Origin of the sequence: Streptomyces sp. NPDC048521, from assembly GCF_043199855.1 — a bacterium.
GTDB lineage: Bacteria > Actinomycetota > Actinomycetes > Streptomycetales > Streptomycetaceae > Streptomyces.
The window spans coordinates 325,209-349,194 of record NZ_JBICWR010000003.1 but is presented as its reverse complement, the minus strand read 5'-3'; the positions used below and the strand labels follow the sequence as shown (position 1 = coordinate 349,194).

The window sequence follows — 23,986 nt, the reverse complement described above, 5'->3', positions numbered from 1 at the left end:
GTCGCGGCTTCGCGGTGGCTGGTCGCCGCCCCCTCCGGGGCACCTCCCCGTACCCTGTATCAGCATCTACTCCCAGTTTTTGTGCAGGAAGGCGTACGTCGGTCATGGCGCAGCAGGACACCGATCAGCAGCACGCGGGCGTGCTCCCCGTCGATGACGAGGGCTATGTCGTCGACACGGAGGACTGCGAGGAGCGCGAGACGGCCTGGCGGGAGCGAGGGACCTCGCGCCCGATCACCGTCGTCGGCAACCCGGTGCTGCACAAGGAGTGCAAGGACGTCACCGAGTTCGGCGAGGAGCTGCAGCAGCTGGTCGCGGACATGTTCGCCAGCCAGCGCACCGCCGAGGGCGTGGGCCTGGCCGCCAACCAGATCGGTGTCGACCTGAAGGTCTTCGTCTACGACTGCCCCGACGACGAGGGTGTCCGGCACGTCGGCGTGGTGTGCAATCCGAAGCTCGTCGACCTGCCCGCCGACAAGCGCCGGCTGGACGACAGCAACGAGGGCTGCCTGTCCGTGCCGACCGCGTACGCGCCGCTCGCGCGCCCCGACTACGCCGAGGTGACCGGCCAGGACGAGAAGGGCAACCCGATCAAGGTCCGCGGCACTGGCTACTTCGCACGCTGTTTGCAGCACGAGACCGACCACTTGTACGGCTACCTCTACATCGACCGCCTGTCCAAGCGGGACCGCAAGGACGCCCTGCGGCAGATGGCCGAGAACGAGCCACGTTATCCCGTGGTCGCCAACGACTAGACGACGCCGGACCGTTGGGGCGCCCGGCCGGGATCACTCCCGGTCGGGCGCCCTTCGTACGTCCCGGTTCGCTCGTCCGTGCGTCGTACACCGGATCCCTTCCGCGCTCCTGGTGATCCTTAATCGGTCACGCGAGGGGAGATTCTCGGCACCATGGGGTAGTGAGTGGAGCAAATCCGTTCCCACGACGGTCAGTTGTGGTGCTGAATGGAAGTGCGGGATACGCAACGGCGCACGCCCGGCACAACGGGAGGGCGTGCGCTCCTGGCGGCTGAGAGGGGTTTGTTCTGTGCAAGCTTTCCCACACAGCACCACAGCGACACCGACGGCGGTCGTAGTCCCACCCTCACTGGTACTCCCGGTGATCGAGTCCGCCTTTCCCCGGCAACTGCATCCGTATTGGCCGCGGCTCCAGGAGAAGACGCGGAGCTGGCTGCTCGAAAAGCGGCTCATGCCGGCGGACAAGGTGCAGGAACATGCCGATGGACTGTGCTACACCGACCTCATGGCGGGCTTCTACACGGGCGCCCCGGACGAGGTCCTGCAGGCCATAGCCGACTACAGTGCGTGGTTCTTCGTCTGGGACGACCGCCACGACCGCTACGTCGTGCACGGCCGGACGGGTGACTGGCGGCGGCTGAGGTACCGCCTGCACGCGGCGCTCGACGCACCCAAGCACCATCTGCACCACCCCGACCCACTGGTCGCTGCCTTCGCCGACAGCGTGCTGCGGCTGTACGGCTTCCTGCCGCACACCTGGAACCAGCGGTTCGCCCGGCACTTCCACGCGGTGATCGAGGCCTACGACCGCGAGTTCCGCAACCGCATCCAGGGATACGTGCCCGGCGTGGAGGAATACCTCGCCCTGCGCCGGCACACCTTCGCGCACTGGATATGGACGGATCTGCTGGAACCGAGTGCCGGGTGTGAACTCCCGGACCACGTGCGGAAGAACCCGGCCTATCGCCGGGCCGCGCTGCTGAGCCAGGAATTCGCCGCCTGGTACAACGATCTGTGCTCGCTGCCGAAGGAAATAGCGGGCGACGAGGTCCACAATCTCGGAATCAGTCTCATCACTCATGAGGGGCTGACTCTCGAAGAAGCCGTGGACGAAGTCAGGCAACGCGTCGAGGAATGCGTCAGTGAATTCCTCGAAGTCGAGCAGGAAGCCCTGCGATTCGCTGACGAGATCGCCGACGGCACGGTCGAGGGCAAGGAATTGAGCGCCGCGGTCCACACCTGTGTCGGCAACATGCGCAACTGGTTCAGCTCCGTCTACTGGTTCCACCACGAGTCCGGCCGGTACATGGTCGACAGCTGGGACGACCGGTCCACGCCCCCGTACGTCACCAACGAAGCGGCAGGTGAGAAATGACCGTCGAGTCTGTGAAGCCCGCGACCGACGAGGCCACCGAACTGCGCGAACCGCCCCTGGCCGGGGGCGCCCTACCAGGCCTAGGACACGGCCTGAAACTGGTCCGCGACCCGCTCTCCTTCATGTCACGGCTGCGCGAGCACGGTGACGTCGTACGCCTCAGGCTCGGCCCCAAGACGGTGTACGCCGTCACCACGCCGGCGCTCACCGGCGCGCTGGCCCTGAGCCCCGACTTCAAGATCGCCGGCCCGCTGTGGGAGTCCCTCGAAGGCCTGCTCGGCAAGGAGGGCGTGGCCACCGCCAACGGACCCCGGCACCGGCGGCAACGGCGCACCATACAACCCGCGTTCCGGCTGGACGCGATACCGAACTACGGGCCGGTCATGGAGGAGGAGGCGCACGCCCTGACCGAGCGCTGGCGGCCCGGCGAGACCGTCGACTGCACCTCCGAGTCCTTCCGGGTCGCCGTCCGCATCGCCGCCCGCTGCCTGCTGCGCGGCGAGTACATGGACGAGCGCGCCGAGCGGCTGAGCATCGACCTCGCCACCGTCTTCCGGGGGATGTACCGCAGGATGGTGGTCCCGCTCGGACCGCTGTACCGGCTGCCGTTTCCGGCCAACCGCGAATTCAACCGGGCCCTGGCCGATCTGCATCTGCTGGTGGACGAGATCGTCGCCGAGCGGAGGGCATCTGGTCAAAAGCCGGACGATTTGCTGACGGCATTGCTGGAGGCGAAGGACGACAATGGTGACCCCATAGGGGAACAGGAGATCCACGACCAGGTCGTCGCGATACTCACCCCCGGCAGCGAAACTGTCGCGTCCACGATCATGTGGCTGCTGCAGGTCCTCGCGGAACATCCGGAACACGCCGAGAAGGTACGGACCGAGGTCGAATCCGTGACCCACGGCCGACCGGTCGGATTCGAGCACGTTCGCGCCCTCACGCACACCAACAATGTCGTCGTCGAGGCCATGCGGCTGAGGCCGGCCGTATGGATATTGACACGGCGCGCGGTGACCGATACCGCGCTCGGCGGCTATCGCATTCCGGCCGGGGCGGACATCGTCTACAGCCCGTACGCGGTCCAGCGCGACGCGCGCTCCTACGCCCGGCACCTCGACTTCGACCCCGACCGCTGGCTGCCCGAGCGGGCCAAGGAGGTACCGAAGTACGCCATGAGCCCGTTCAGCGTGGGCAACCGCAAGTGCCCCAGCGACCACTTCTCCATGACCCAGCTGACCCTGATCACCGCGGCGATCTCGGCGAAGTACCGCTTCGAGCAGGTCAGCGGGTCGAACGACAGCACCCGGGTGGGCATCACGCTCCGTCCGCACAACCTGCTGCTGCGGCCGCTGCCCTGGTAGGCCACCTGGTACCGGCGCGCGCTCAGGCGGCCTGCGGGCCCCGGAACGCGCGCCGGTAGGCGTTCGGAGTCGTCCCGAGCGCCCGGACGAACTGGTGCCGCAGCGCGGCCGCCGTACCGAACCCGGTGCGCCAGGCGATGGCGTCCATCGTCTCGTCCGTGCCTTCCAGCAACTCCTGCGCCAGCAGCACCCGTTGACGCAGGATCCACCGGTAGGGCGTGGTCCCCGTCTCCTGCTGGAAGCGGCGGGCGAACGTGCGCGGCGCCATGTGGGCGCGGGCGGCGAGCTGCTCGACGGTCACCTCCTGGTCGAGGTGGGCCTCCATCCACGCCAGGACCTCCCCGACGGTGTCGCAGGAGGTCTTGGGCAGGGGCCGCTCGATGTACTGCGCCTGCCCGCCGTCCCGGTGCGGCGGTACCACCATCCGGCGGGCGATCTTGTTGGCGACCTCCGGGCCCTGCTCCTTGCGCACCAGGTGCAGACAGGCGTCGATCCCCGCGGCGGTGCCGGCGGAGGTGATCACCGGGTCCTCGTCCACGTACAGGACGTCCGGCTCGACGGTCACCCTCGGGTACTGGCGGGCCAGCTCGTCCGCGTGGTGCCAGTGCACGGCGCAGCGCCGGCCGTCCAGCAGCCCGGCCGCGGCGAGCACGAAGACGCCCGAGCAGACACTCAGCACCCGGGCGCCGCGGTCCACCCCGCGGTGCAGGGCCTGGAGCAGCTCGGGCGGGAAGGTACGGGTGTCGTAGCGGGCGCAGGCCGGTACGGCGATCAGGTCGGCCGACTCCAGGCGCTCCAGGCCGTGCTCGACCTGGAGGGAGAAGCCCGCGTGCGAGCGCAGCGTGGGGCCCTCGGCCGAGGCGACCGCGAAGTCGTACACCGGCAGGCCCTCATCGCTGCGGTCGGTGCCGAACACCTCGCAGACCACAGCCAGCTCGAAGGGGTTCACTCCGTCCAGGAGCACGGCCACCACGTTCTTCAGCATGCTGCCAGTGTGCCTCCACAGTGGCAGGAATTTGAAGATGTGCGGCAGTCCTGCCACTCCCGGTAAGGAGTATCCGGCGGGACAGTGGTGTCATGAACGGAAACCAGATCGAAGGCCTGATCGGAATGCTCGTCACCCTCGGGATCCTGGTCCTCCTGGTCCTCCCGTCCGTGCTCGGCATCGTGCACGACCGGCGCGTCGACCGGCAGCTCAGGGAGGCCCAGGAGGCCCGGGGAGGAAGGAGGGGTCAGAAGTCCTCGTCCAGGTCGACCGTGCCCTCCACCGCGACCTGGTACGCCGACGGGCGGCGCTCGAAGAAGTTCGTCAGCTCCTGAACGCCCTGCAGCTCCATGAAGGAGAAGGGGTTCTCCGAGCCGTGGACCGGGGCGAAGCCGAGACGCGTCAGGCGCTGATCGGCGACGCACTCGAGGTACTGCCGCATGGAGTCGGTGTTCATGCCCGGGAGGCCGTCACCGCACAGGTCGCGCGCGAACTGCAGCTCGGCCTCGACGGCCTCCTGCAGCATGTCGGTGACCTGCTGCTGCAGCTCGTCGTCGAAGAGGTCCGGCTCCTCCTTGCGGACGGTGTCGACCACGTCGAAGGCGAAGGACATGTGCATCGTCTCGTCGCGGAACACCCAGTTGGTGCCGGTGGCCAGGCCGTGCAGCAGACCCCGGCTGCGGAACCAGTAGACGTACGCGAAGGCGCCGTAGAAGAACAGCCCCTCGATGCACGCGGCGAAGCAGATGAGGTTGAGCAGGAAGCGCCGGCGGTCGGCCTTGGACTCCAGCCGGTCCAGCTTCTCCACCGAGTCCATCCAACGGAAGCAGAACTCGGCCTTCTCGCGGATGGACGGGATGTTCTCCACGGCCGCGAAGGCGGCGGCGCGGTCGTCCGGGTCGGGCAGGTAGGTGTCGAGCAGCGTCAGATAGAACTGGACGTGCACGGCCTCCTCGAACAGCTGGCGCGACAGGTACAGGCGCGCCTCCGGGGAGTTGATGTGCTTGTACAGCGTGAGCACCAGGTTGTTCGCGACGATCGAGTCACCCGTCGCGAAGAACGCCACCAGACGGCCGATCAGGTGCTGCTCGGCCGGCGTCAGTTTCGCGAGGTCGGCGACGTCCGAGTGGAGGTCGACCTCCTCGACGGTCCAGGTGTTCTTGATGGCGTCCCGGTAGCGCTCGTAGAAGTCGGGGTAGCGCATCGGGCGGAGAGTCAGCTCGAAGCCGGGGTCGAGAAGGTTCTGGTTCGTCATCGCAGTCGGCGCGGAGCGCCGTCCTCCAGGGGTGGTGGTCGGGTGGCGGGCGGGAATCACTGGCAGGCTTCGCAGGACTCGGGGTTCTCCAGGGAGCAGGCGACCGCGTCGGGGTCGGCGGCCTGCTGGACGGGGATCGTCCTGGGGGCCTGCGCCTGGGCGGCGCGGGCGATGCGCGTGGCCGGTCGGGAGCGCAGGTAGTACGTCGTCTTCAGACCCGACTTCCAGGCGTACGCGTACATCGAGGACAGCTTGCCGATGGTCGGCGTCTCCAGGAACAGGTTCAGGGACTGCGCCTGGTCCAGGAACGGGGTGCGGGCCGCGGCCATGTCGATCAGGCCGCGCTGCGGGATCTCCCACGCCGTGCGGTAGAGCGCCCGCACCTCCTCGGGGATCCAGGCGAAGCCCTGCACCGAGCCGTTGGACTCACGCAGTGCCTCCCGGGTGCGCGCGTCCCACACGCCGAGGTGCTTCAGGTCCTGCACCAGGTACGAGTTGACCTGGAGGAACTCGCCCGACAGCGTCTCGCGCTTGAACAGGTTGGACACCTGCGGCTCGATGCACTCGTACACGCCCGCGATGGACGCGATGGTGGCCGTCGGGGCGATGGCGAGGAGCAGCGAGTTGCGCATCCCGACGGCCGCGATCCGCGCCCGCAGCGCCGCCCAGCGCTCCGGCCAGGTGAACTCGACGCCGTAGTGGTCGGGGTGCAGCACGCCGTGGGCCGTACGGGTCTTCTCCCAGGCCGGCAGCGGGCCGTTGCGCTCGGCGAGGTCGGCCGAGGCCTCGTACGCGGCGAGCATGATGCGCTCGGCGATCCGGGTGGACAGGGCCTTCGCCTCGGGGGAGTCGAAGGGCAGGCGCAGCTTGAAGAAGACGTCCTGCAGACCCATCGCGCCCAGGCCGACGGGGCGCCACTTGGCGTTGGAACGGCCCGCCTGCTCGGTCGGGTAGAAGTTGATGTCCACGACCCGGTCGAGGAAGGTGACGGCCGTGCGGACCGTCTCGTCCAGCCGCTCCCAGTCGATGTCCCCGGCGGTCACGAAGGCGCCGAGGTTGACCGACCCCAGGTTGCAGACCGCCGTCTCGCCGTCGTCCGTGACCTCCAGGATCTCCGTGCAGAGGTTGGAGGAGTGGACCACATGGCCCGCGGTCGCCGTCTGGTTCGCCGTGCGGTTGGCGGCGTCCTTGAAGGTCATCCAGCCGTTGCCGGTCTGTGCGAGCGTGCGCATCATGCGGCCGTACAGGTCGCGGGCCGGGATCGTCTTCTTCGCGAGGCCGTCGGCCTCGGCCCTGCGGTAGGCGGCGTCGAACTCCTCGCCCCACAGGTCCACCAGCTCCGGCACGTCCGCCGGGGAGAACAGCGACCACTGCTCGTCGGCGTTGACCCGGCGCATGAACTCGTCCGGGATCCAGTGGGCCAGGTTCAGGTTGTGCGTGCGGCGGGCGTCCTCACCGGTGTTGTCGCGCAGCTCCAGGAACTCCTCGATGTCGGAGTGCCAGGTCTCCAGGTACACCGCGGCCGCGCCCTTGCGCCGGCCGCCCTGGTTCACGGCGGCCACCGAGGCGTCCAGGGTCTTCAGGAACGGGACGATGCCGTTGGAGTGCCCGTTGGTGCCGCGGATCAGCGAACCGCGCGAACGGATCCGGGAGTACGACAGACCGATGCCGCCGGCGTGCTTGGAGAGGCGGGCGACCTGGTGGTAGCGGTCGTAGATGGAGTCCAGCTCGTCCAGCGGGGAGTCGAGCAGGTAGCAGGACGACATCTGCGGGTGCCGCGTACCGGAGTTGAAGAGCGTGGGGGAGGAGGGCAGGTAGTCGAGCCGGCTCATGAGGGCGTAGAGCGCGGCGACCTCGTCCACGGAGCGAACGGTGTCGTCCTCGGCGAGGCCGGCGGCCACCCGCAGCAGGAAGTGCTGGGGCGTCTCGATCACCTTGCGGGTGATCGGGTGCCGCAGCAGGTAGCGGCTGTACAGGGTGCGCAGGCCGAAGTAGCCGAAGCGGTCGTCGGCGTGCGTGTCGATCAGCGCGTCGAGCCGCTCGGCGTGCAGCCGCACGAACGCGGCGGTCCGGTCCGCGATGAGCCCCTCCCGGTGTCCCACGCCGACGGACTCGGTGAAGGACGTCACGCCCTGCGAGGCGGCCTCGTCCCGGATGGCCCGGGTCAGCAGGCGGGCGGCCAGCCTCGAGTAGGCGGGGTCCTCGGAGATCAGGCCTGCGGCCGCCTCCGTGGCCAGCTCGCGCAACTCCGCGGTGATCTCGGAGGCAGCCCGTGCGGACCGGCCCCGCAGCGCGGCGGCGGCGACCCGGCCGGGGTCGGCGTCGGGGAGGTCGGCGGTCAGCTCGGTCAGGGTCCGCAGCAGCGCGGCACCGGGACCGTCCGTCTCCGGCTCGCTGACTGAAGCCGGATCGGCTGGCGCGATGGTCACGTGGGGCTCTCCCTCGCTCGGCACGGGGCCTGGCGGAGGGCAGGGGGCAGCCACGAGCGCACACGGCGTCGCGTCCACCGGCCCACTCCACGAGGCCCGGACGTCTCAAGGCACCCGGACCGGACGGCCGGGCGCGCTGACGGCAGGTCCTCGGACTGGACAGGCGTGCGGATGCACGCAAGTACACCGTTGCGGGACAGTTCCGGATTCGCACCGGATTCCCCTGCGGCGACAGCGAGCATGAGCATACATCTAGTGCCGGTCCGCCGTGTCACCCCCAGATGTTGTGTCGCCGCGGCTTCAGAGGGTCAACTCGTAGGTGAGGAGAGTGACGAAGAGCGGGCCGCGGTCGTCGGTCGACGACTGCGGCCCGCTCCGGGGTCGGGGATGGCTGGTCGCGCGGTTCACCGCGTCCCTGCGGGGCGCGTCTCAGTGACCGGCGCCTGCCGTGGCCGGCGGAAGCTCCACCTGGACACCCGGGTCGCCCGCGTCGGCCGAGTAGTCCTCCGGCTTGGTCTCGTCGATGCCCTCGGGGGCCTTCAGGGCCTTCAGGACCACCGTGAGGACCACGGTGACGAGGACGTTCAGCACGAAGGCCGTGAGGCCGATGTAGCCGATCTCGCCGATGCCGGGGATCTCCTTGGCGTTGCCGCCGAAGTGCTTCTGCGTCGGGGAGGCGATCCCGTACGCGGCGACCGTGCCGTACACCATGCCGACCGCCCAGCCGGCCAGCAGCGCCCAGCGGTGGAACCAGCGGGTGAACAGGCCGCCGACCAGGGCCGGGAAGGTCTGCAGGATCCAGATGCCGCCCAGCAGCTGGAAGTTGATGGCGACCGTCTTGTCCATGGTGAGGACGAAGATCAGCGCGCCCACCTTCACCAGCAGCGACACGATCTTGGAGACGCGGGTCTCCTGCGCGGCCGTGGCGTCCGGCTTGATGAAGTCCTTGTAGATGTTGCGGGTGAAGAGGTTCGCCGCCGCGATGGACATGATCGCCGCCGGCACCAGGGCGCCGATGCCGATCGCCGCGAAGGCCACGCCCGCGAACCAGTCCGGGAACATGTCCTCGAACAGCTGCGGGATCGCCAACTGCCCGTTGGTGACCTTCACCCCGGCCGCGATCGCCATGAAGCCCAGCAGCGCCAGCAGACCCAGCATGAGCGAGTACAGCGGCAGGATCGTGGTGTTGCGGCGGATCACCTCACGGCTCCTGGACGACAGGGTCGCGGTGATCGAGTGCGGGTACATGAACAGCGCCAGCGCGGAGCCGAGTGCCAGTGTGGCGTACGTCCACTGGCCCGCCGGCGCCGGTACGACACCGCCCACGCCCGTGGTCGAGAACTTCTCGCCCGCCTTGGCGAAGATGTCGTCGAACCCGCCCAGCTTGATCGGTATGTAGATGATCGCCACCGTGATGACGATGTAGATCAGCGTGTCCTTGACGAACGCGATCAGCGCAGGCGCGCGCAGGCCGGAGGAGTAGGTGTAGGCCGCCAGCACACCGAAGGCGATGAGCAGCGGGAGGTCCTTCACGAACCAGTTCGTGTTCTCGCCGCCGCCGACGCCCATCACGTCCAGGACGGCCTGGATGCCGACGAGCTGGAGCGCGATGTACGGCATCGTCGCGAGGATGCCGGTGATCGCCACGGCCAGCGACAGGCCCTTGGAGCCGAACCGGCCGCGCACGAAGTCCGAGGTCGTCACATAGCCGTGCTTGTGCGACACCGACCACAGGCGGGGCAGGAACGTGAAGATCAGCGGATAGACCAGGATCGTGTACGGCACCGCGAAGAAGCCGGACGCGCCCGCCGCGTAGATCGCCGCCGGTACGGCGACGAAGGTGTAGGCCGTGTACAGGTCGCCACCGAGCAGGAACCAGGTGATCCAGGTGCCGAACGACCGACCGCCCAGACCCCATTCGTCCAGGGAGTGCTCGTTCTCGGCCCTGCGCCAGCGCGCGGCCAGGAAGCCCATGACCGTGACGGCCAGGAAGAAGAAGATGAAGACGCCGAGTGCGACGCCGTTGACGCCGTCCTTCACTTCGCGGCACCCCCCTGCGCGTGCTCGCGGGAGCGCTGGTCACGCTGCCACAGCTTGTACGCGATCATCGTGAGCGCCGTGGACACCAGCACCCAGAGCATCTGGTACCAGTAGAAGAACGGGATCCCGATGAACTGGGGGTCCGTCTTGGCGTACGAGCCGACCCACAGCATCGCCACGAAGGGCGCGACGAGACACAGACCGATGATCACTCGGACCGGTGTTACCACCGGTGGTCTCACTTCAGGCGTTTCCGACATGCTGCGGCTCCGTCCCCTTGCTGGTCACCTGTGTAATGCGCAGGCAATCTAGGTGACAGGATCAGGCCAGCGGAAGACCTCGTCCGTATATCGGTATCCCGAATTCGGTGACCGTGGGCCCTGCCTACTCCGCGGGCCGCTTCAGCCGTGCCACGAACTTGTACCGGTCACCCCGGTACACCGACCGCACCCACTCCACCGGCTGGCCCTCGCGGTCCAGCGAGTGCCGGGAGAGCATCAGCATCGGCAGGCCCACGTCGGTGCCGAGCAGACCCGCCTCGCGGGGGGTGGCCAGGGAGGTCTCGATGGTCTCCTCGGCCTCGGCGAGGTGGACGTCGTAGACCTCGGCGAGCGCGGTGTACAGGGACGTGTACTTCACGAGGGACCGGCGCAGCGCCGGGAACCGCTTGGCGCTCAGGTGGGTGGTCTCGATCGCCATGGGCTCGCCGTTGGCCATGCGCAGCCGCTCGATGCGCAGCACGCGCCCGCCTGCGGTGATGTCCAGCAACTCGGCGAGCCGCTCGTCGGCGGTGATGTAGCCGATGTCCAGCAGCTGCGAGGTCGGCTCCAGGCCCTGGGCGCGCATGTCCTCGGTGTACGAGGTGAGCTGCAGCGCCTGGGAGACCTTCGGCTTGGCGACGAAGGTGCCCTTGCCCTGGATGCGTTCGAGCCGGCCCTCCACGACCAGCTCCTGCAGGGCCTGGCGGACGGTGGTGCGGGAGGTGTCGAACTCTGCGGCCAGCGTGCGCTCGGGTGGGACCGGCGTGCCCGGCGCCTGCGTCTCCGTCATGTCGAGCAGGTGCTTCTTCAAGCGGTAGTACTTGGGCACGCGCGCGGTACGGACGGTCGTGCCGGCCTCGTTCTCCGCACTGCTGACGTCGGTGCTCATGCTCTGCCTTCCCGGCTCCGGATGCCGAAAGCGACCGACCTGGCATCGGCCACGGCTCACATCGTGGCACGGCTTCGTGGTCAGGAGTCCACCCGCACGCTCCGTGATCTCCTCTGTATACCCGTGCACCCGCTGTTGGTCTAGTCCATCGGGTCGCGGACCGCGTGGGGGCGGCACCCGGGCCCCGCCACCCGCCCACCGCCGGTGCCGGCGCGGCCGCCCCGCCGGCTAGATCCCCTGCCAGTCCGGCTTGTTGGCGTACGTGTGGCGGAAGTAGTCCGCCAGCTTCAGCTTGGACGCCGCCGCTTCGTCGGCGACCACCGTGGCGTGCGGGTGGAGCTGGAGCGCGGAGGCCGGGCAGACCGCCGCGACCGGGCCCTCGACGGTCGCGGCGACCGCGTCCGCCTTGCCCTCGCCGGTCGCCAGCAGCACCAGGTGCCGGGCCTCCAGGATCGTGCCGATGCCCTGGGTGATGACGTGGTGCGGGACCTGCTCGATGTCGCCGTCGAAGAAGCGGGCGTTGTCGACCCGGGTCTGCTCGGTCAGGGTCTTGATCCGGGTGCGCGAGGCGAGCGAGGAGCAGGGCTCGTTGAACCCGATGTGCCCGTCGGTCCCGATGCCGAGCAACTGCAGGTCGACCCCGCCGGCCTCCACCAGCGCCCGGTCGTACGCCTCGCACGCCGCCTGGACGTCCTCGGCCGTGCCGTCCGGGCCCATGAACGCGTCCATGTCTGTCCCGAGCGGCTCGAGCACCTCCCGGCGCAGCACCGAGCGGTAGGACTCGGGGTGGTCGGCGGGCAGTCCCACGTACTCGTCGAGCTGCGCGATCCGCGCCCGCGAGGCGTCCACGGCGCCGGAGCGCACCTTGGCGGTCAGCGCCTGGTAGACGGGCAGCGGGGTGGAGCCGGTGGCCACGCCGAGCAGGGCGTCGGGCTTGCGCCGCAGCAGCCGGGCCATGGCCTCTGCGATCAGCTCGCCGCCCGCCGCGGCGTCCGGAACGATGACAACTTCCACGCTGGGCCTGCCGTTCTGAAGAGGGCTGGGATCTGGGAGAGGTCTGGGACTAACGCCATGTGGTTTAGACCAATCTAACAGAATCCGGTCCCGGCGGCGCGCCCCAGGAAGCCCTTCCCGGGCCGCCGTTCCTAGGTGAGCGAACCTCCCGTCGCGTCCAGCCAGTGCCCGGTCACCCACCGCCCGTCCGGTGAGACGAGGAAGGCCACCACGTCGGCGATGTCGGCCGGGGTGCCCACCCGGCCCAGCGCCGAGTACGCGGCCGCGCCCTGCCACGACTCGTCGCTCGCGCGCAGCCAGTCGGCGTTGACGTCGGTGTCCACGATGCCGGGGGCTACGGAGTTCACCGTGATCCCGCGGGGGCCCAGCACCTTGGACAGGTCGCGGGTGAAGACGTCCAGCGCTCCCTTCGTCATCGCATAGGCCATGAGCTCGGGCATGGCCGCGGTCCGGGCGAGTCCGGACGATATGTTCACCACCCGCCCGCCGTCCCTCATCCGCCGCGCCCCGAACCGGGTGACGAAGAACGGCGCCTTCGCGTTCACCGCGAACAGCCGGTCGTACTCCCGCTCGTCCAGCTCCTCGAAGGGGCGGCTCGTGCCGATGCCCGCGTTGTTCACGAGGATGTCCAGCCCGTCCGCGTGCCGGTCGAACTCCTCCCACAGCCTCTCGGCGTCCCCGGGCGTGCCCAGTTCCGCTCGGAGCGGGAACGCCGAGCCGCCGGCGGCCTCGATCGCCGCGACCGTCTCCTCGGCTGCCGCCTCATTGCTCGCGTAGTGCACCGCGACCCGTGCCCCGTCGCGCCCCAGCCGCTCGGCGATGCCTCGCCCGATCCCCCTGCTCGCCCCCGTGACCAGCGCGGTCCTGTCGCTCAGCACACCCATGCCGATACCCCCTTCGCATTGTCTAGCGGTCGCTACAAAAAGACCGTACCCCAAGCCGCCGACATTTTTCTAGGGTCCGCTATAAAATGCCCCCCATGGTGCGTATCGAGGACACGGCATCCCAGGTCAGGCAGGCGGCCGAACCTGCGGTGAAGCCGCCCAGGACCCGCGGCCGCCCCCGCTCCTTCGACCGTGAGACCGCCCTGGAGAAGGCCGTCCGCGCCTTCTGGGAGCACGGCTACGAGGCGACCTCGGTCTCCGACCTGACCCGGATCATGGGCATCGGCGCCCCGAGCCTGTACGCGGCGTTCGGCGACAAGCGCTCCCTCTTCGACGAGGTCGTCCGCGTCTACGGCGCCGGCCACGGCTCCTTCGCCCGGCGCGCCCTGGAACAGGAGCCCACCGCCCGCGCCGCCGTAGGCCGGCTGCTGCGCGAGGCCGCCGCGGAGTTCACCGACCCCGACCATCCCCACGGCTGCCTGGTGATCCACGCGGCCACCAACTGCACGACCCCCGAGGTCGAGGCCGCACTCCGCGAGCAGCGCAACAGCAACATCGCCGCCATCGAGAGCCGCATCGCGGCGGACATCGCCACCGGTGAGCTTCCCCACGGTACCGACGCCGCGGCGCTCGCCCGCCATGTCGGTGCCGTCTTCCAGGGCATGTCCCAGCAGGCGCGCGACGGCGCGAGCCGGGAGGAACTGGAAGCAGTTGCGGAAATTGCCATGGCCATCTGGCCCCACGGCTGACCGGGGCGGGCTAGGCTGCGTGGCATCGCGTGCCATTCTTCGGTGCGCGCCGTCGCCCCATGGACACGCCTTCGTGGTCTAGTCCACAATCCAAGTGAACAAGCGTCCGTCTTCCCCGCACAGGAAGGCGGATCGAGGAACCGGTGCTCTCTGCCCTGACTGCTCCGGCTCCTCGACCTTCGGCCGGCCGGGACCGCACACCCCGCGGCCGATGATGCTCCGGGCTGCGGTGCCGGGAGGGTTGAGGGTCCCTTCCAGGCGCCGCGGCCCGCGGGTGTTTTTCGGCCACCCGCGAGGCCCCGGTACGCTCGCACCGTGCCCTCCATGAACGAACTCGTACGCCAGCACACGGCCCTCGGCGACTCCGACCTCGAGTGGCTCCACCTGCTGGTCTCGGAGTGGCAGCTGCTCTCCGACCTCTCCTTCGCCGACCTGGTCCTGTGGGTCCCCACCCGCGACGGCACCCGGTACGTCTCGGTCGCCCAGATGCGCCCCAACACCGGCCCGACCTCCTACCAGGACGACATGGTCGGCCACCTCGTCCCGCGCGGCCGCCGACCCATGCTGGACGCGGCGCTCGACGAGGGCCGGATCGTGCGCGAGGGCGACCCGGAGTGGCGTGAAGAGGTCCCCGTGCGGGTCGAGTCCATCCCCGTACGGCGTGAGGGCCGCGTCCTCGGCGTGATCGCCCGCAACACCAACCTGCTCACCGTCCGCACCCCGAGCCGCCTGGAGCTGACGTACCTCCAGAGCGCCTCGGACCTCGCCCAGATGATCGCGGCCGGATCCTTCCCCTTCCCCGACCAGCAGGTCGACATGGACGCCTCGCCGCGCGTCGGTGACGGCCTGATCCGGCTGGACGCGGACGGCATCGTCCAGTACGCCTCCCCGAACGCCCTGTCCGCCTACCACCGCCTCGGCCTCGCCGCCGACCTGGTCGGCCACCACCTCGGGCAGACCACCGCCGAACTCGCCCCGACCAGGGGCCCGGTGGACGAGGCGCTCGCCAAGGTGGCCAGCGGCTGGGCACCGCGCGAGTTCGAGATCGAGGCCAACGACGGGGTGATCCAGTTCCGGGCCATCCCGCTCAAGCCCAAGGGCACCCGCATCGGTTCCCTGGTGCTGTGCCGGGACGTCACCGAACTCCGGCGCCGCGAACGCGAGTTGATCACCAAGGACGCGACCATCCGGGAGATCCACCACCGGGTGAAGAACAACCTCCAGACGGTCGCCGCCCTGCTGCGCCTCCAGGCCCGGCGCATCGACTCCGAGCGCGGCCGGGAGGCCCTGGAGGAGGCCGTACGACGGGTCGGCTCCATCGCCATCGTGCATGAGACGCTGTCTCAGAACCTGGACGAGCGCGTGGAGTTCGACGACATCGCCGACCGGGTGCTGGCGATGGTCGCCGAGATCTCGCCGGGCAAGGTGACCGGCCGGCGCAGCGGACGGTTCGGGATACTCGACGCCGAGGTCGCCACCCCGCTGTCGATGGTCCTCACCGAGGTCCTGCAGAACGCGCTGGAACACGGTTTCCGGCAGGGCGACACCGGCACGGTCGAGGTCTCCGCGGTCCGCGGCGGCACCGCGAAGGAGGCCCGCCTCCTGGTCACCGTCCAGGACGACGGCGTCGGCCTGCCCGAGGGCTTCGACCCGCACCGCTCGGGCAACCTCGGCCTGCAGATCGTACGGACGCTGGTGGAGGGCGAGTTGGGCGGCACCTTCGACATGGTCCCGGCGCCGGAACGAGGGACACGGGTCATCCTGGACATTCCGGTGCGGGCGCAGAAGTGACGACGTCTGCCGAACAGCATTGAGCCCCGGACCACTTGGTGATCCGGGGCTTAAGCTCGAAGCTATGCGCATCGGGGGTACTGCGCGCTGCGGCTCGGGGGCGGGAGATGCGTACTCGCTGTACGCGCCGCCAAGCTCAGGCTGTCAGCAGGGGTGGGAGTGTCAGGCGGAGGCCTGACGAGCCCGGTTGCGGGCGGCACGGCGCTTCATCGCGCGACGCTCGTCCTCGCTGAGACCACCCCAGACGCCGGAGTCCTGACCGGACTCGAGCGCCCACTGCAGACACTGCTCGATCACCGGGCAGCGACGGCAGACGGCCTTGGCTTCCTCGATCTGCAGCAGCGCAGGACCGGTGTTGCCGATGGGGAAGAAGAGCTCGGGGTCTTCCTCGCGGCAAACGGCGTTGTGACGCCAGTCCATGGCTGCTACCTCTCCTTGGTATTACGTGCAAGTTGCTTGTGAATGTGAACGCTTTCACGAATCCCTCAACAAGTGAAGGGCCGACCGCCGAGTCTTCCCCGGCGTGGTCCTGTGTGTGAAGAGGGGTTCTGGTGATCAGTGGAGGCCGGTGTTGCGGGCCGTCCCGATCGCCACGTAGAGACTCGCAAACCTCAGCGGCGGATACAACCCCTTCCGGAAAGTTTTTTTTGATTCCTCGGTGTCGACTAGGTCACAGCCGTACTTCCATGGGGTGGATCCTGGCCTAAACGTTCGAGTGAAAGGACTTTCGCCCCTTCCGCTCACACAATCACACGCAGTGCACGGCGTACGCCTGTGAACGTCACGCTCGTACGCAGCCCTAGGTGGTCACCGTCCATCTGCAGGGGCAGAGGCACCTTCGAATGCAAGGTGAACTGGTCCAAGTCGTGCAACGAGACGGCGTGCTTGCCATGGGGTCCCCGCTCGGGGGACGAAGTGAGCAACTGGGTGCCATACCGGGCAACCGCGGCGGTCGACAGACGGCTGAGACCCAGTACGTCGATGCCGGTATCGAACGAGGCTTTAGGCGACGTGTACATGGGGCGATTGCCGAGATACGTCCAAGGGGACGTGTTCGAGACTATGGCGACGACAAGATCCTCGACCGGGTCCTCGCCGGGCCGTTCGAGGCTGATCGTGCCGTGCCGGCGGTTCGGCTCGCCGAGGAACTGCCGGACCACCTGACGTACGTACAACGCGTGGGTCGACTTCTTGCCGCGCTCGCGCTGCTGCTCGACCCGGCCGACCACACCCGCGTCGAAGCCGAGCCCGGCGTTGAAGGTGAACCAGCGGTCCGGGACCGCCTCGTCCTCGGTGCCGGGCGTGCCGGAGGTCAGCCCGAGACCGACGACCCGCTCCCGTCCCTCGCGCAGGGCGTCCAGCAGGGCGCCGGTGGCCTCGACGTTGTCGTTGGGCAGGCCCAGGGCGCGGGCGAAGACGTTCGTGGAGCCGCCGGGGACGACGGCCAGACCGGGCAGCCGCTCCGGGTCGGGGCCGGCGTGCAGGAGGCCGTTGACCACCTCGTTGACGGTGCCGTCGCCGCCGAGAGCCACCACCATGTCGATGTCGTCGCTCTCCGCCGCCTGCCGGCCGAGATCGCGCGCGTGGCCGCGGTACTCGGTGGTGACCGCCTCCAGCTTCATCTCGCTCGCCAGCGCGTGGATCAGGACATCACGCCTGCGTGCGCTTGTGGTGGTTGCCGCCGGATTGACCACGAGAAGTGCACGCATGCATGGCAGCGTACCTACTGGGTGGTACCCGGCCCAGACCGAGGTAGGGATCGGGTAAGAGAAGCACGCGTGAGCCTGGACACTCACCGGGTGCGGGGCACGGGAGGGCGCCGCGCCGGGCGGGCTACCCTGCTGGGGTGAGCAGCGAGCAGAACCACGTCCCGGACACCGCCGACACCGTCGCCGACGGGCCGCGTCCGCGGCGGCTGACGTACGCGGCCGTGCTGGTCGCGATCGAGGGGATCGCCCTGGTGGCCGGCGGCCTGTGGGTGCTCGTCCTCGGACTCACCGGTGACCCGGACGACCGGCAGCAGGCCGTGACCCTCGGGATCACGCTGGTCGTGCTCGCGCTGCTGCCGCTGCTCGCCGCGCGCGGGCTGCTGCTCCGCCGCGGCTGGAGCCGTGGGCCTGCGGTGATCACGCAGATCATGGCCCTTCCGGTGGCCTACAACCTGCTCCAGGCCGACAGTGTGGCCATCCCGGCCGGTATCGCCCTGGCGGTGGTCGCCGTGGCGGCGCTGGTGCTCCTGGTCAACGGCGAGACGACCCGGGCCCTCGGCATCAAGGGACCGGGCCGCGCCGAGTAGGCAGGCGGCCTACTCCTCCACCAGCAGCCTCTCCCGCAGCTGGGCCAGCGTGCGGGCCAGCAGCCGGGAGACGTGCATCTGGGAGATGCCGACCTCCTGAGCGATCTGCGACTGGGTCATGTTCCCGAAGAAGCGCAGCAGCAGGATCCGCTTCTCACGCGGCGGCAGATCCTCCAGCAGCGGCTTGAGGGACTCGCGGTACTCCACGCCCTCCAGCGCCTCGTCCTCCGCGCCGAGGGTGTCGGCGACCGCCGGGGACTCGTCGTCGGTGTCGGGGACGTCCAGGGACAGCGTGGAGTACGCGTTCGCGGACTCCAGGCCCTCCAGGACCTCCTCCTCGGAGATGGCGAGCTTCTCGGCCAGCTCGTGGACCGTGGGGGAGCGGCCGTGCAGCTGGGACAGCTCGGCCGTCGCCGTGGTCAGCGCCAGCCGCAGCTCCTGCAGCCGGCGCGGCACGCGGACCGCCCAGCCCTTGTCGCGGAAGTGCCGCTTGATCTCGCCGACGACGGTCGGGGTGGCGTACGTGGAGAACTCCACGCCGCGCTCCGGGTCGAACCGGTCGACGGACTTGATCAGGCCGATCGTGGCGACCTGGGTGAGGTCGTCCAGCGGCTCGCCGCGGTTGCGGAACCGGCGCGCCAGGTGCTCCACGAGCGGCAGGTGCATACGGACCAGCTGGTTGCGCAACTCCGCGTACTCCGCGCTGCCCGCGTCCAGCTTGCGCAGCTCGACGAACATCGTCCGCGCCCCGCTGCGGTCCTGCGGGTCGTGCGCCGCGGCCTTCACGGCCTCCTTGCCCGGCGCGTCGTCCTCGGCGTACCGCTCGTGCTCGCTCATCGTCCCGCCCGTAGCCCTTCCCCGAGGCCCCGCCTTCGCGCGGCCGGCGGGAGTGACCCCACCGCGTCCCCGCGACGGCGCGCCCTGCACGGCACCGTCGCCGCCGCCCCGTGCGGAGTCGTCCTCCGGGTGCGGCCTGGCCTGCTCGGGGATGCCGTCGATGCCGTCCGCCATGCGCCGGGAACCGTCCCGAGGGGCCTCCTCGGACGTCTCGGCTCCTGCCGTCCAGGGGACTCCCCCGTCCTCGGTCGGCAGCTCGCGTGTGCCGCGCTCTTCGTCCCGCACCGGATCGTCCCCGTTCCTCACGCCGGCCCGGGGCCCGCGCCGCGCTGTTTGTAGAGGCTGATCGACACGGTCTTGTCCTCGTCGACGGCGGACGAGACCTTGCCCGCGAGGGCCGAGAGCACGGTCCAGGCGAAGGTGTCCCGCGAGGGGGCGTGGCCGTCCGTGGTCGGCGCCGAGACCGTGACCTCCAGCGAGTCGTCGACGAGCCGGAAGACGCAGCTGAGCACGGAGCCGGGCACGGCCTGCTGGAGCAGGATCGCGCAGGCCTCGTCCACGGCGATGCGCAGGTCTTCGATCTCGTCCAGGGTGAAGTCCAAGCGGGCCGCCAGACCGGCCGTGGCCGTCCGCAGCACCGACAGGTAGGCACCCGCAGCCGGAAGCCGGACTTCCACGAAGTCCTGGTTCGCCGCGGGCTCGCCTGCGATCTGGGACACCCTCACCTCCATGTGGTGCAAGCTCTACGGGGCCGAGAGTCGCCCCCCGGGGTAACGCGTACGTGGTTCCGCGGTGACGCTATCGCGCTCCGAACGTTCCTGTCCCCGGGACCCCGACCCCCTGGCGTCACTCACAGTAAAGCTGTGGATACGCTCCGTGTCTAGGGGGTCTGCGGGCCCAAATGGGAAGAGCACGCGCCGGGTTGACGTACCCAGACGTCAGACGCTCGAATCGTCGTGCGGCCGCGGCCCCAAGCAGTGTCACACGAAAACCCGGCCGGGCGGGAACGCGGGACAAGAGCACACTCGAACGCGGGACGAGAGTGTGCTCAGACGAGGACGTGGTCGACGAAGCACCACCGCCAGTCCTCGCCCGGCTCGAAGGTCCGCATCACCGGATGTCCGGACTTCTCGTGGTGCTCCGTCGCGTGCCGCCCCGCCGAGGAATCGCAGCAGCCGATGTGGCCGCAGGTCAGACAGAGCCGCAGCTGCACCGGGTGGGTGCCGTCCCGCAGACACTCCGGGCAGGTCTGGTCCAACGCCTCCGGTTCCGGGTGCGGCAGCGCGTCGGCGTGCGTGCACTGTTTCATGGTTGCCAGATTACGACGGGTGTGCGGGTGACCGCGCGGAAAGAGGGCGGGCGAGGACATGCACGTGATGCCGCTGCTGTTGCTGGTGGCGGGGAGCGCGGCGGTCGCGGGAGCCGCGCGCCGCACGCCGGTGCCCGCGCCACTGTTGCTGGTGGCCGTAGGCCTGGCGGTCTCCTACCTTCCCGGAGTCCCCCACTACGAGCTGGACCCCGAGATCGTCCTGCCCCTGGTGCTGCCCCCGCTGCTGTACAAGGAGGGCACCGAGAGTTCGTACCTCGACCTGCGGGCGCAGAAGCGGCCCGTGGGACTGCTGTCGATCGGGTACGTGCTCTTCGCGACCTTCGTCGTCGGCTGGGTCGCCTACCTCGTCGTGCCGGGGCTGCCGCTGCCCGCCGCTCTGGTGCTGGGTGCGGTGGTGGCCCCGACGGACGCGGTCGCGGCCGCCGCGATCGCGCGCCGGGTGGGTCTGCCGTCCCGGATCACCACCATCCTCCAGGGCGAGTCCCTGCTCAACGACGCCACCGCGATCACCGCATACAAGGTGGCGCTCGCCGCCGCCGTCGGCGAGGGCGCCACCTGGGCCGGCGGGATCGGCGAGTTCCTGCGGGCCGCGGTCGGCGGTGTCGTCGTCGGACTGGTGCTCATGGTGCCGATCCACTGGCTGCGCACGCATCTCAAGGAGGCGCTGCTGCAGAACACCCTCTCCCTGCTGATCCCGTTCGTCGCCTACGCCGTGGCCGAGCAGTTCCACGGCTCCGGCGTCCTCGCGGTCGTGGTGGTCGCGGTCTACCTCGGGCACCGCGCGTGGGAGGTCGACTTCGCCACCCGGCTCCAGGAGGAGGCGGTCTGGCGCATGGTCGCCTTCCTGCTGGAGTCGGCGGTCTTCGCGCTGATCGGCCTCCAGCTGCCGTTGGTGATCCGGGGCATTCAGGCGTACCAGGGCATCGACGCCCTCTGGTACGCGGTCGCGGTCTTCGCCGTGGTCGTCGTCGCCCGGTTCGTATGGGTGTACCCGACGGCCTTCCTTCCGCGCCTGCTGTCCCGCCGCATCCGGGAGCGCGAGGACAACCCCACCTGGCGGGCCCCGATGGTGACCTCCTGGGCCGCGATGCGGGGTGTGGTGTCGCTGGCCATCGCCTTCTCGATCCCCCTCACGACGGGCGACGGCAGCCCCTTCCCGCAGCGGAACCTGATCCTCTTCCTGACCTTCACCACCGTCATCGGCACGCTGGTCGCGCAGGGCCTGACACTCGCGCCGCTGATCCGCCTGATGAGGTTCCCCGGCCGCGACCGGCAGGCCGAGACGCTCGCCGAGGCCAACGCGCAGGCGCAGGCCTCCCGGGCCGCCGAGAGCCGCCTGGACGAACTGCTCTCCGACGAGCGCAACGCCCTGCCCCCACCGCTGGCCGACCGGCTGCGCCAGGTCCTGGAGCGCCGCCGCAACTCCGTCTGGGAGCGCCTCGGGCAGACCAACCCGGTCAGCGGCGAGTCCGTCGACGACACCTACCGCCGGCTGTCCCGCGAGATGATCAGCGCCGAACGCGAGGTCTTCGTCAGGCTCCGCGACCACCGCTACATCGACGACGAGATGCTGCGGGCGCTGCTGCGCCGGCTGGACCTGGAGGAGGCCGCGGCCTACCGGGAGTCGGCGTGAGCGGGAATCGGCTCCCGTGGCACCGCTGACGGCGGATCATGGGAGGGGCGCGCGGTCGGGACAGGGAGACTCGGGGGAGGGAGGGTCGATGACCGACACCGCACGGCGGTTCTTCCTCAGCTGTGCGGGCGTCGACCGCCCGTGGCCGAGCGGGGCGGCCGGCACCTGGAACAGGCCGGACCCACGGTGGTCCGGTGACCTCAAAGGGGTGCGGCCCATCAGCGAAGAGACGTCTCCGTCGGCGGCGGACTCTCGGGGGCGGGGATCCGGGCACGCTCCGGTCGGCTGCGACCTCGTATGGCGCGTCTGCTCCCTGAGCCCCGGCACTACGCCGAGGCCCGGCGTCTGATCGAGGACTCCCTCAGCCGCCTCCGCCGCACTCTCGGGGACGATCATCGCCGCGTCCTGGGCGACGACCACCCCGACACCTCAGGTCCGCGGCGGCTTGCCGTCACGATGCACGCGCAGCGAAGGCACTCTGCCCCACCAGCGACGCATCCGGCGACGACCACGTCACGCGGTCGTCACAGCCGCCACGGTCGTCCCCCGCGCGAACGCCCCTTCCCCCGCGAGACGGACGAGTGCGTACAGCAACTTGGCGACATACAGCCGTTCCACCACCAGCCCGTGCCGTTCCTCGAAGTCCTCGGCGAAGGCCTCGAGCTCGGGGGTCGTCCGCGCGTACCCCCCGAAGTGGAACCGTTCGTCGAGCGACCATGCGCCCCGCCGGCTGCCGAAGGCCTCCTCCTGCAGCCCCCGTATCCCGGCCTCCAGGAAACCTCCCTTGAGCACGGGCACCCCCAACGCCCGCTGCCCGGCCCCCAGACCCGCCGCCAGCCCGGCCAGCGTGCCTCCCGTGCCGCAGGCGATCGCGACCACGTCGGCCCGGCCCCGCAGCTCCTCGCCGAGGGCACGACAGCCGCGTACGGCCGCCTTGTTGCTGCCGCCCTCCGGCACGACGTACGCGTCCCCGGCGTCGGCCGCCCGCAGGATGCCGGCCAGCGTCTCCGGCTCGGTCTTGCGCCGGTACGTCGCCCGGTCCACGAAGTGCAACCGCATGCCGTCGGCCGCACACCGGGCCAGGGAGGGGTTGAGGGGGCGGTCGGCCAGCTCCTGGCCGCGGACCACGCCGACCGTGGGGAAGCCGAGGAGGCGGCCGGCGGCGGCGGTGGCGCGCAGGTGGTTGGAGTAGGCCCCGCCGAAGGTGACGAGCGCCCGGCCGCCGGCCGCCTCGATGTTCGGCACCAGCTTGCGCCACTTGTTGCCGACCAGCTCCGGGTGGATCAGATCGTCCCGTTTGAGGAGCAGGCGCAGACCGCGACGGTCGAAACGGTCGTCGCGCACCTCCTGGAGCGGGGAGGGGAGGCGGGGCAGGAGCGGGGCGGTGCTGGTCACCCCGCCATTGTCGCCCGGTGCCGCAGACGCCCCGAAGGGGCGCGGGGACCTGCGGGACCAGCCGCGACGGAAGGGCGACCGGCGACGGCCCGCCCCTGCCCGCGGCGCTACCCCTTCAGGCGCTCGGCGATCCGCTCCCGCAACGACGCCATCGTGAATCCGCGCGGGTCCACCTTCCCCGGCTGCCACTCCAGGTGCCCGATGACCGACCGTTCCGTCCAGCCGTGCCGCCGGCACACCGCGGCCGCCGCCCGTTCGATCGCGTTCAGTTGCGCCTCGGGCCAGGGGTCCTCGCCGTCGCCCAGGTTCTCGCACTCGAAGCCGTAGAAGTGCCGGTTGCCGTCGGTGTTCGCCTCGTTGTCCGGCGGCAGCCTCTTCTCGGCGATGACCGCGCGCAGGACCTCGTCGTCACCGAGGCCGGCGTGGTTGGCGCGGCCGTAGCCGACCAGGTGGACCGTGCCGTCCTTGGTGATCACACCGTGGCACAGCGGTCCGGGCAGCGACGCGTGGCCGTCGCGGCAGATCTCCACCGTGCGCGCGCTGCCCCGGGTCACCGTGTGGTGGATCATCACGCCGTGGACGGGCCCCCAGGGACCCTTGTGGTTGCGGTTGTGGTGCCGCCAGTCGCCGACCTCGACGACCGTGACGCCCTCCGCCCGCAGCGCGTCGAGGAATTCACCCGCGGACATGGGTGGGGCCATG

General features: G+C 70.0%; 23 protein-coding genes and 1 riboswitch. Of the genes, 8 read left to right on the top strand and 15 right to left on the bottom strand.

The window, feature by feature from the left end:
- Nucleotides 1-104 precede the first annotated feature (104 nt).
- The 3 genes from def (at nt 105) to ACGFRF_RS09120 (ending at nt 3,497) form a co-directional block, all read left to right on the top strand.
- On the top strand, nt 105-755 hold the full coding sequence (def, locus tag ACGFRF_RS09130) for a peptide deformylase (RefSeq protein WP_393737963.1): 651 nt from the start codon (nt 105-107) through the stop codon (nt 753-755).
- A 289-nt stretch (nt 756-1,044) separates the two neighbouring features.
- Entirely contained in the window at nt 1,045-2,130 is a 1,086-nt protein-coding gene (gene cyc1, locus ACGFRF_RS09125; RefSeq protein WP_393737962.1) for an epi-isozizaene synthase, read from the top strand.
- Entirely contained in the window at nt 2,127-3,497 is a 1,371-nt protein-coding gene (locus tag ACGFRF_RS09120; RefSeq protein ID WP_393737961.1) for a cytochrome P450, read from the top strand. Before cyc1 ends, ACGFRF_RS09120 begins: the two co-directional genes overlap by 4 nt.
- A gap of 22 nt (nt 3,498-3,519) precedes the next feature.
- Here the strand turns inward: ACGFRF_RS09120 and ACGFRF_RS09115 are convergent, their stop codons facing one another.
- Nucleotides 3,520-4,482, bottom strand: a complete 963-nt coding sequence (locus ACGFRF_RS09115) for a GlxA family transcriptional regulator (protein ID WP_393737960.1) — start codon at nt 4,480-4,482, stop codon at nt 3,520-3,522.
- A 92-nt stretch (nt 4,483-4,574) separates the two neighbouring features.
- On the opposite strand from ACGFRF_RS09115, the gene ACGFRF_RS09110 reads away from it, so the two are divergent.
- A complete protein-coding gene (locus ACGFRF_RS09110; protein ID WP_393737959.1) occupies nt 4,575-4,817 on the top strand; it encodes a hypothetical protein in 243 nt (80 codons plus the stop codon).
- Here ACGFRF_RS09110 and ACGFRF_RS09105 read toward each other — a convergent pair.
- From ACGFRF_RS09105 to ACGFRF_RS09075, 7 genes are all read right to left on the bottom strand, one after another.
- The gene (locus tag ACGFRF_RS09105; RefSeq protein WP_393737958.1) at nt 4,730-5,737 is read right to left on the bottom strand and encodes a ribonucleotide-diphosphate reductase subunit beta; all 1,008 of its coding nucleotides are present in this window, start codon (nt 5,735-5,737) and stop codon (nt 4,730-4,732) included. The genes ACGFRF_RS09110 and ACGFRF_RS09105 overlap by 88 nt on opposite strands.
- Nucleotides 5,738-5,793: 56 nt before the next feature.
- Complete coding sequence (locus ACGFRF_RS09100; RefSeq protein WP_393737957.1) at nt 5,794-8,166, bottom strand: ribonucleoside-diphosphate reductase subunit alpha; 2,373 nt, start codon at nt 8,164-8,166, stop codon at nt 5,794-5,796.
- A 123-nt stretch (nt 8,167-8,289) separates the two neighbouring features.
- Nucleotides 8,290-8,424, bottom strand: a riboswitch (cobalamin riboswitch).
- A 171-nt stretch (nt 8,425-8,595) separates the two neighbouring features.
- Nucleotides 8,596-10,206, bottom strand: coding sequence for a monocarboxylate uptake permease MctP (gene mctP / locus ACGFRF_RS09095; RefSeq protein WP_393737956.1), 1,611 nt, complete (start codon nt 10,204-10,206; stop codon nt 8,596-8,598).
- On the bottom strand, nt 10,203-10,466 hold the full coding sequence (locus ACGFRF_RS09090) for a DUF3311 domain-containing protein (protein WP_393737955.1): 264 nt from the start codon (nt 10,464-10,466) through the stop codon (nt 10,203-10,205). Before ACGFRF_RS09090 ends, mctP begins: the two co-directional genes overlap by 4 nt.
- 124 nt (nt 10,467-10,590) lie before the next feature.
- A complete protein-coding gene (locus ACGFRF_RS09085) occupies nt 10,591-11,355 on the bottom strand; it encodes a GntR family transcriptional regulator (protein ID WP_393737954.1) in 765 nt (254 codons plus the stop codon).
- 228 nt (nt 11,356-11,583) lie between these two features.
- Nucleotides 11,584-12,369, bottom strand: coding sequence for a glucosamine-6-phosphate deaminase (gene nagB / locus ACGFRF_RS09080; RefSeq protein ID WP_393737953.1), 786 nt, complete (start codon nt 12,367-12,369; stop codon nt 11,584-11,586).
- Between the two features lie 131 nt (nt 12,370-12,500).
- A complete protein-coding gene (locus ACGFRF_RS09075; RefSeq protein ID WP_393737952.1) occupies nt 12,501-13,253 on the bottom strand; it encodes an SDR family oxidoreductase in 753 nt (250 codons plus the stop codon).
- Nucleotides 13,254-13,348: 95 nt separating this feature from the next.
- On the opposite strand from ACGFRF_RS09075, the gene ACGFRF_RS09070 reads away from it, so the two are divergent.
- A complete protein-coding gene (locus ACGFRF_RS09070) occupies nt 13,349-14,002 on the top strand; it encodes a TetR/AcrR family transcriptional regulator (RefSeq protein ID WP_393737951.1) in 654 nt (217 codons plus the stop codon).
- 324 nt (nt 14,003-14,326) lie between these two features.
- Nucleotides 14,327-15,793, top strand: coding sequence for a sensor histidine kinase (locus ACGFRF_RS09065; protein ID WP_393738310.1), 1,467 nt, complete (start codon nt 14,327-14,329; stop codon nt 15,791-15,793).
- 162 nt (nt 15,794-15,955) lie between these two features.
- Here the strand turns inward: ACGFRF_RS09065 and ACGFRF_RS09060 are convergent, their stop codons facing one another.
- Together ACGFRF_RS09060 and ACGFRF_RS09055 are read right to left on the bottom strand one after the other, a co-directional pair.
- Nucleotides 15,956-16,213, bottom strand: a complete 258-nt coding sequence (locus tag ACGFRF_RS09060) for a WhiB family transcriptional regulator (protein ID WP_003992873.1) — start codon at nt 16,211-16,213, stop codon at nt 15,956-15,958.
- A 320-nt stretch (nt 16,214-16,533) separates the two neighbouring features.
- Nucleotides 16,534-17,502: a diacylglycerol/lipid kinase family protein gene (locus ACGFRF_RS09055; RefSeq protein ID WP_393737950.1), complete on the bottom strand. Its 969-nt coding sequence runs from the start codon at nt 17,500-17,502 to the stop codon at nt 16,534-16,536.
- Between the two features lie 137 nt (nt 17,503-17,639).
- Here ACGFRF_RS09055 and ACGFRF_RS09050 point away from each other — a divergent pair, with 137 nt between their 5' ends.
- Nucleotides 17,640-18,089 carry a hypothetical protein gene (locus ACGFRF_RS09050; protein WP_393737949.1) on the top strand — a complete coding sequence of 150 codons (450 nt, stop codon included), beginning with the start codon at nt 17,640-17,642 and terminating at the stop codon, nt 18,087-18,089.
- A 9-nt stretch (nt 18,090-18,098) separates the two neighbouring features.
- Here ACGFRF_RS09050 and ACGFRF_RS09045 read toward each other — a convergent pair whose 3' ends face one another.
- The 3 genes from ACGFRF_RS09045 to ACGFRF_RS09035 form a co-directional block, all read right to left on the bottom strand.
- The gene (locus ACGFRF_RS09045; protein ID WP_393737948.1) at nt 18,099-19,211 is read right to left on the bottom strand and encodes an RNA polymerase sigma factor SigF; all 1,113 of its coding nucleotides are present in this window, start codon (nt 19,209-19,211) and stop codon (nt 18,099-18,101) included.
- Nucleotides 19,212-19,228: 17 nt separating this feature from the next.
- Nucleotides 19,229-19,645 carry an anti-sigma regulatory factor gene (locus ACGFRF_RS09040; RefSeq protein ID WP_009190566.1) on the bottom strand — a complete coding sequence of 139 codons (417 nt, stop codon included), beginning with the start codon at nt 19,643-19,645 and terminating at the stop codon, nt 19,229-19,231.
- Nucleotides 19,646-19,974: 329 nt separating this feature from the next.
- Nucleotides 19,975-20,235, bottom strand: coding sequence for a UBP-type zinc finger domain-containing protein (locus tag ACGFRF_RS09035; protein ID WP_393737947.1), 261 nt, complete (start codon nt 20,233-20,235; stop codon nt 19,975-19,977).
- A gap of 58 nt (nt 20,236-20,293) precedes the next feature.
- Here ACGFRF_RS09035 and ACGFRF_RS09030 point away from each other — a divergent pair, with 58 nt between their 5' ends.
- Nucleotides 20,294-21,889, top strand: a complete 1,596-nt coding sequence (locus ACGFRF_RS09030; RefSeq protein WP_393737946.1) for a Na+/H+ antiporter — start codon at nt 20,294-20,296, stop codon at nt 21,887-21,889.
- A gap of 513 nt (nt 21,890-22,402) precedes the next feature.
- On the opposite strand, the gene ACGFRF_RS09025 is transcribed toward ACGFRF_RS09030, so the two are convergent.
- Both ACGFRF_RS09025 and ACGFRF_RS09020 read right to left on the bottom strand, forming a co-directional pair.
- Nucleotides 22,403-23,284, bottom strand: a complete 882-nt coding sequence (locus ACGFRF_RS09025) for a 1-aminocyclopropane-1-carboxylate deaminase/D-cysteine desulfhydrase (RefSeq protein WP_393737945.1) — start codon at nt 23,282-23,284, stop codon at nt 22,403-22,405.
- Between the two features lie 107 nt (nt 23,285-23,391).
- Complete coding sequence (locus ACGFRF_RS09020) at nt 23,392-23,985, bottom strand: N-acetylmuramoyl-L-alanine amidase (protein WP_393737944.1); 594 nt, start codon at nt 23,983-23,985, stop codon at nt 23,392-23,394.
- Nucleotide 23,986: the final 1 nt, after the last annotated feature.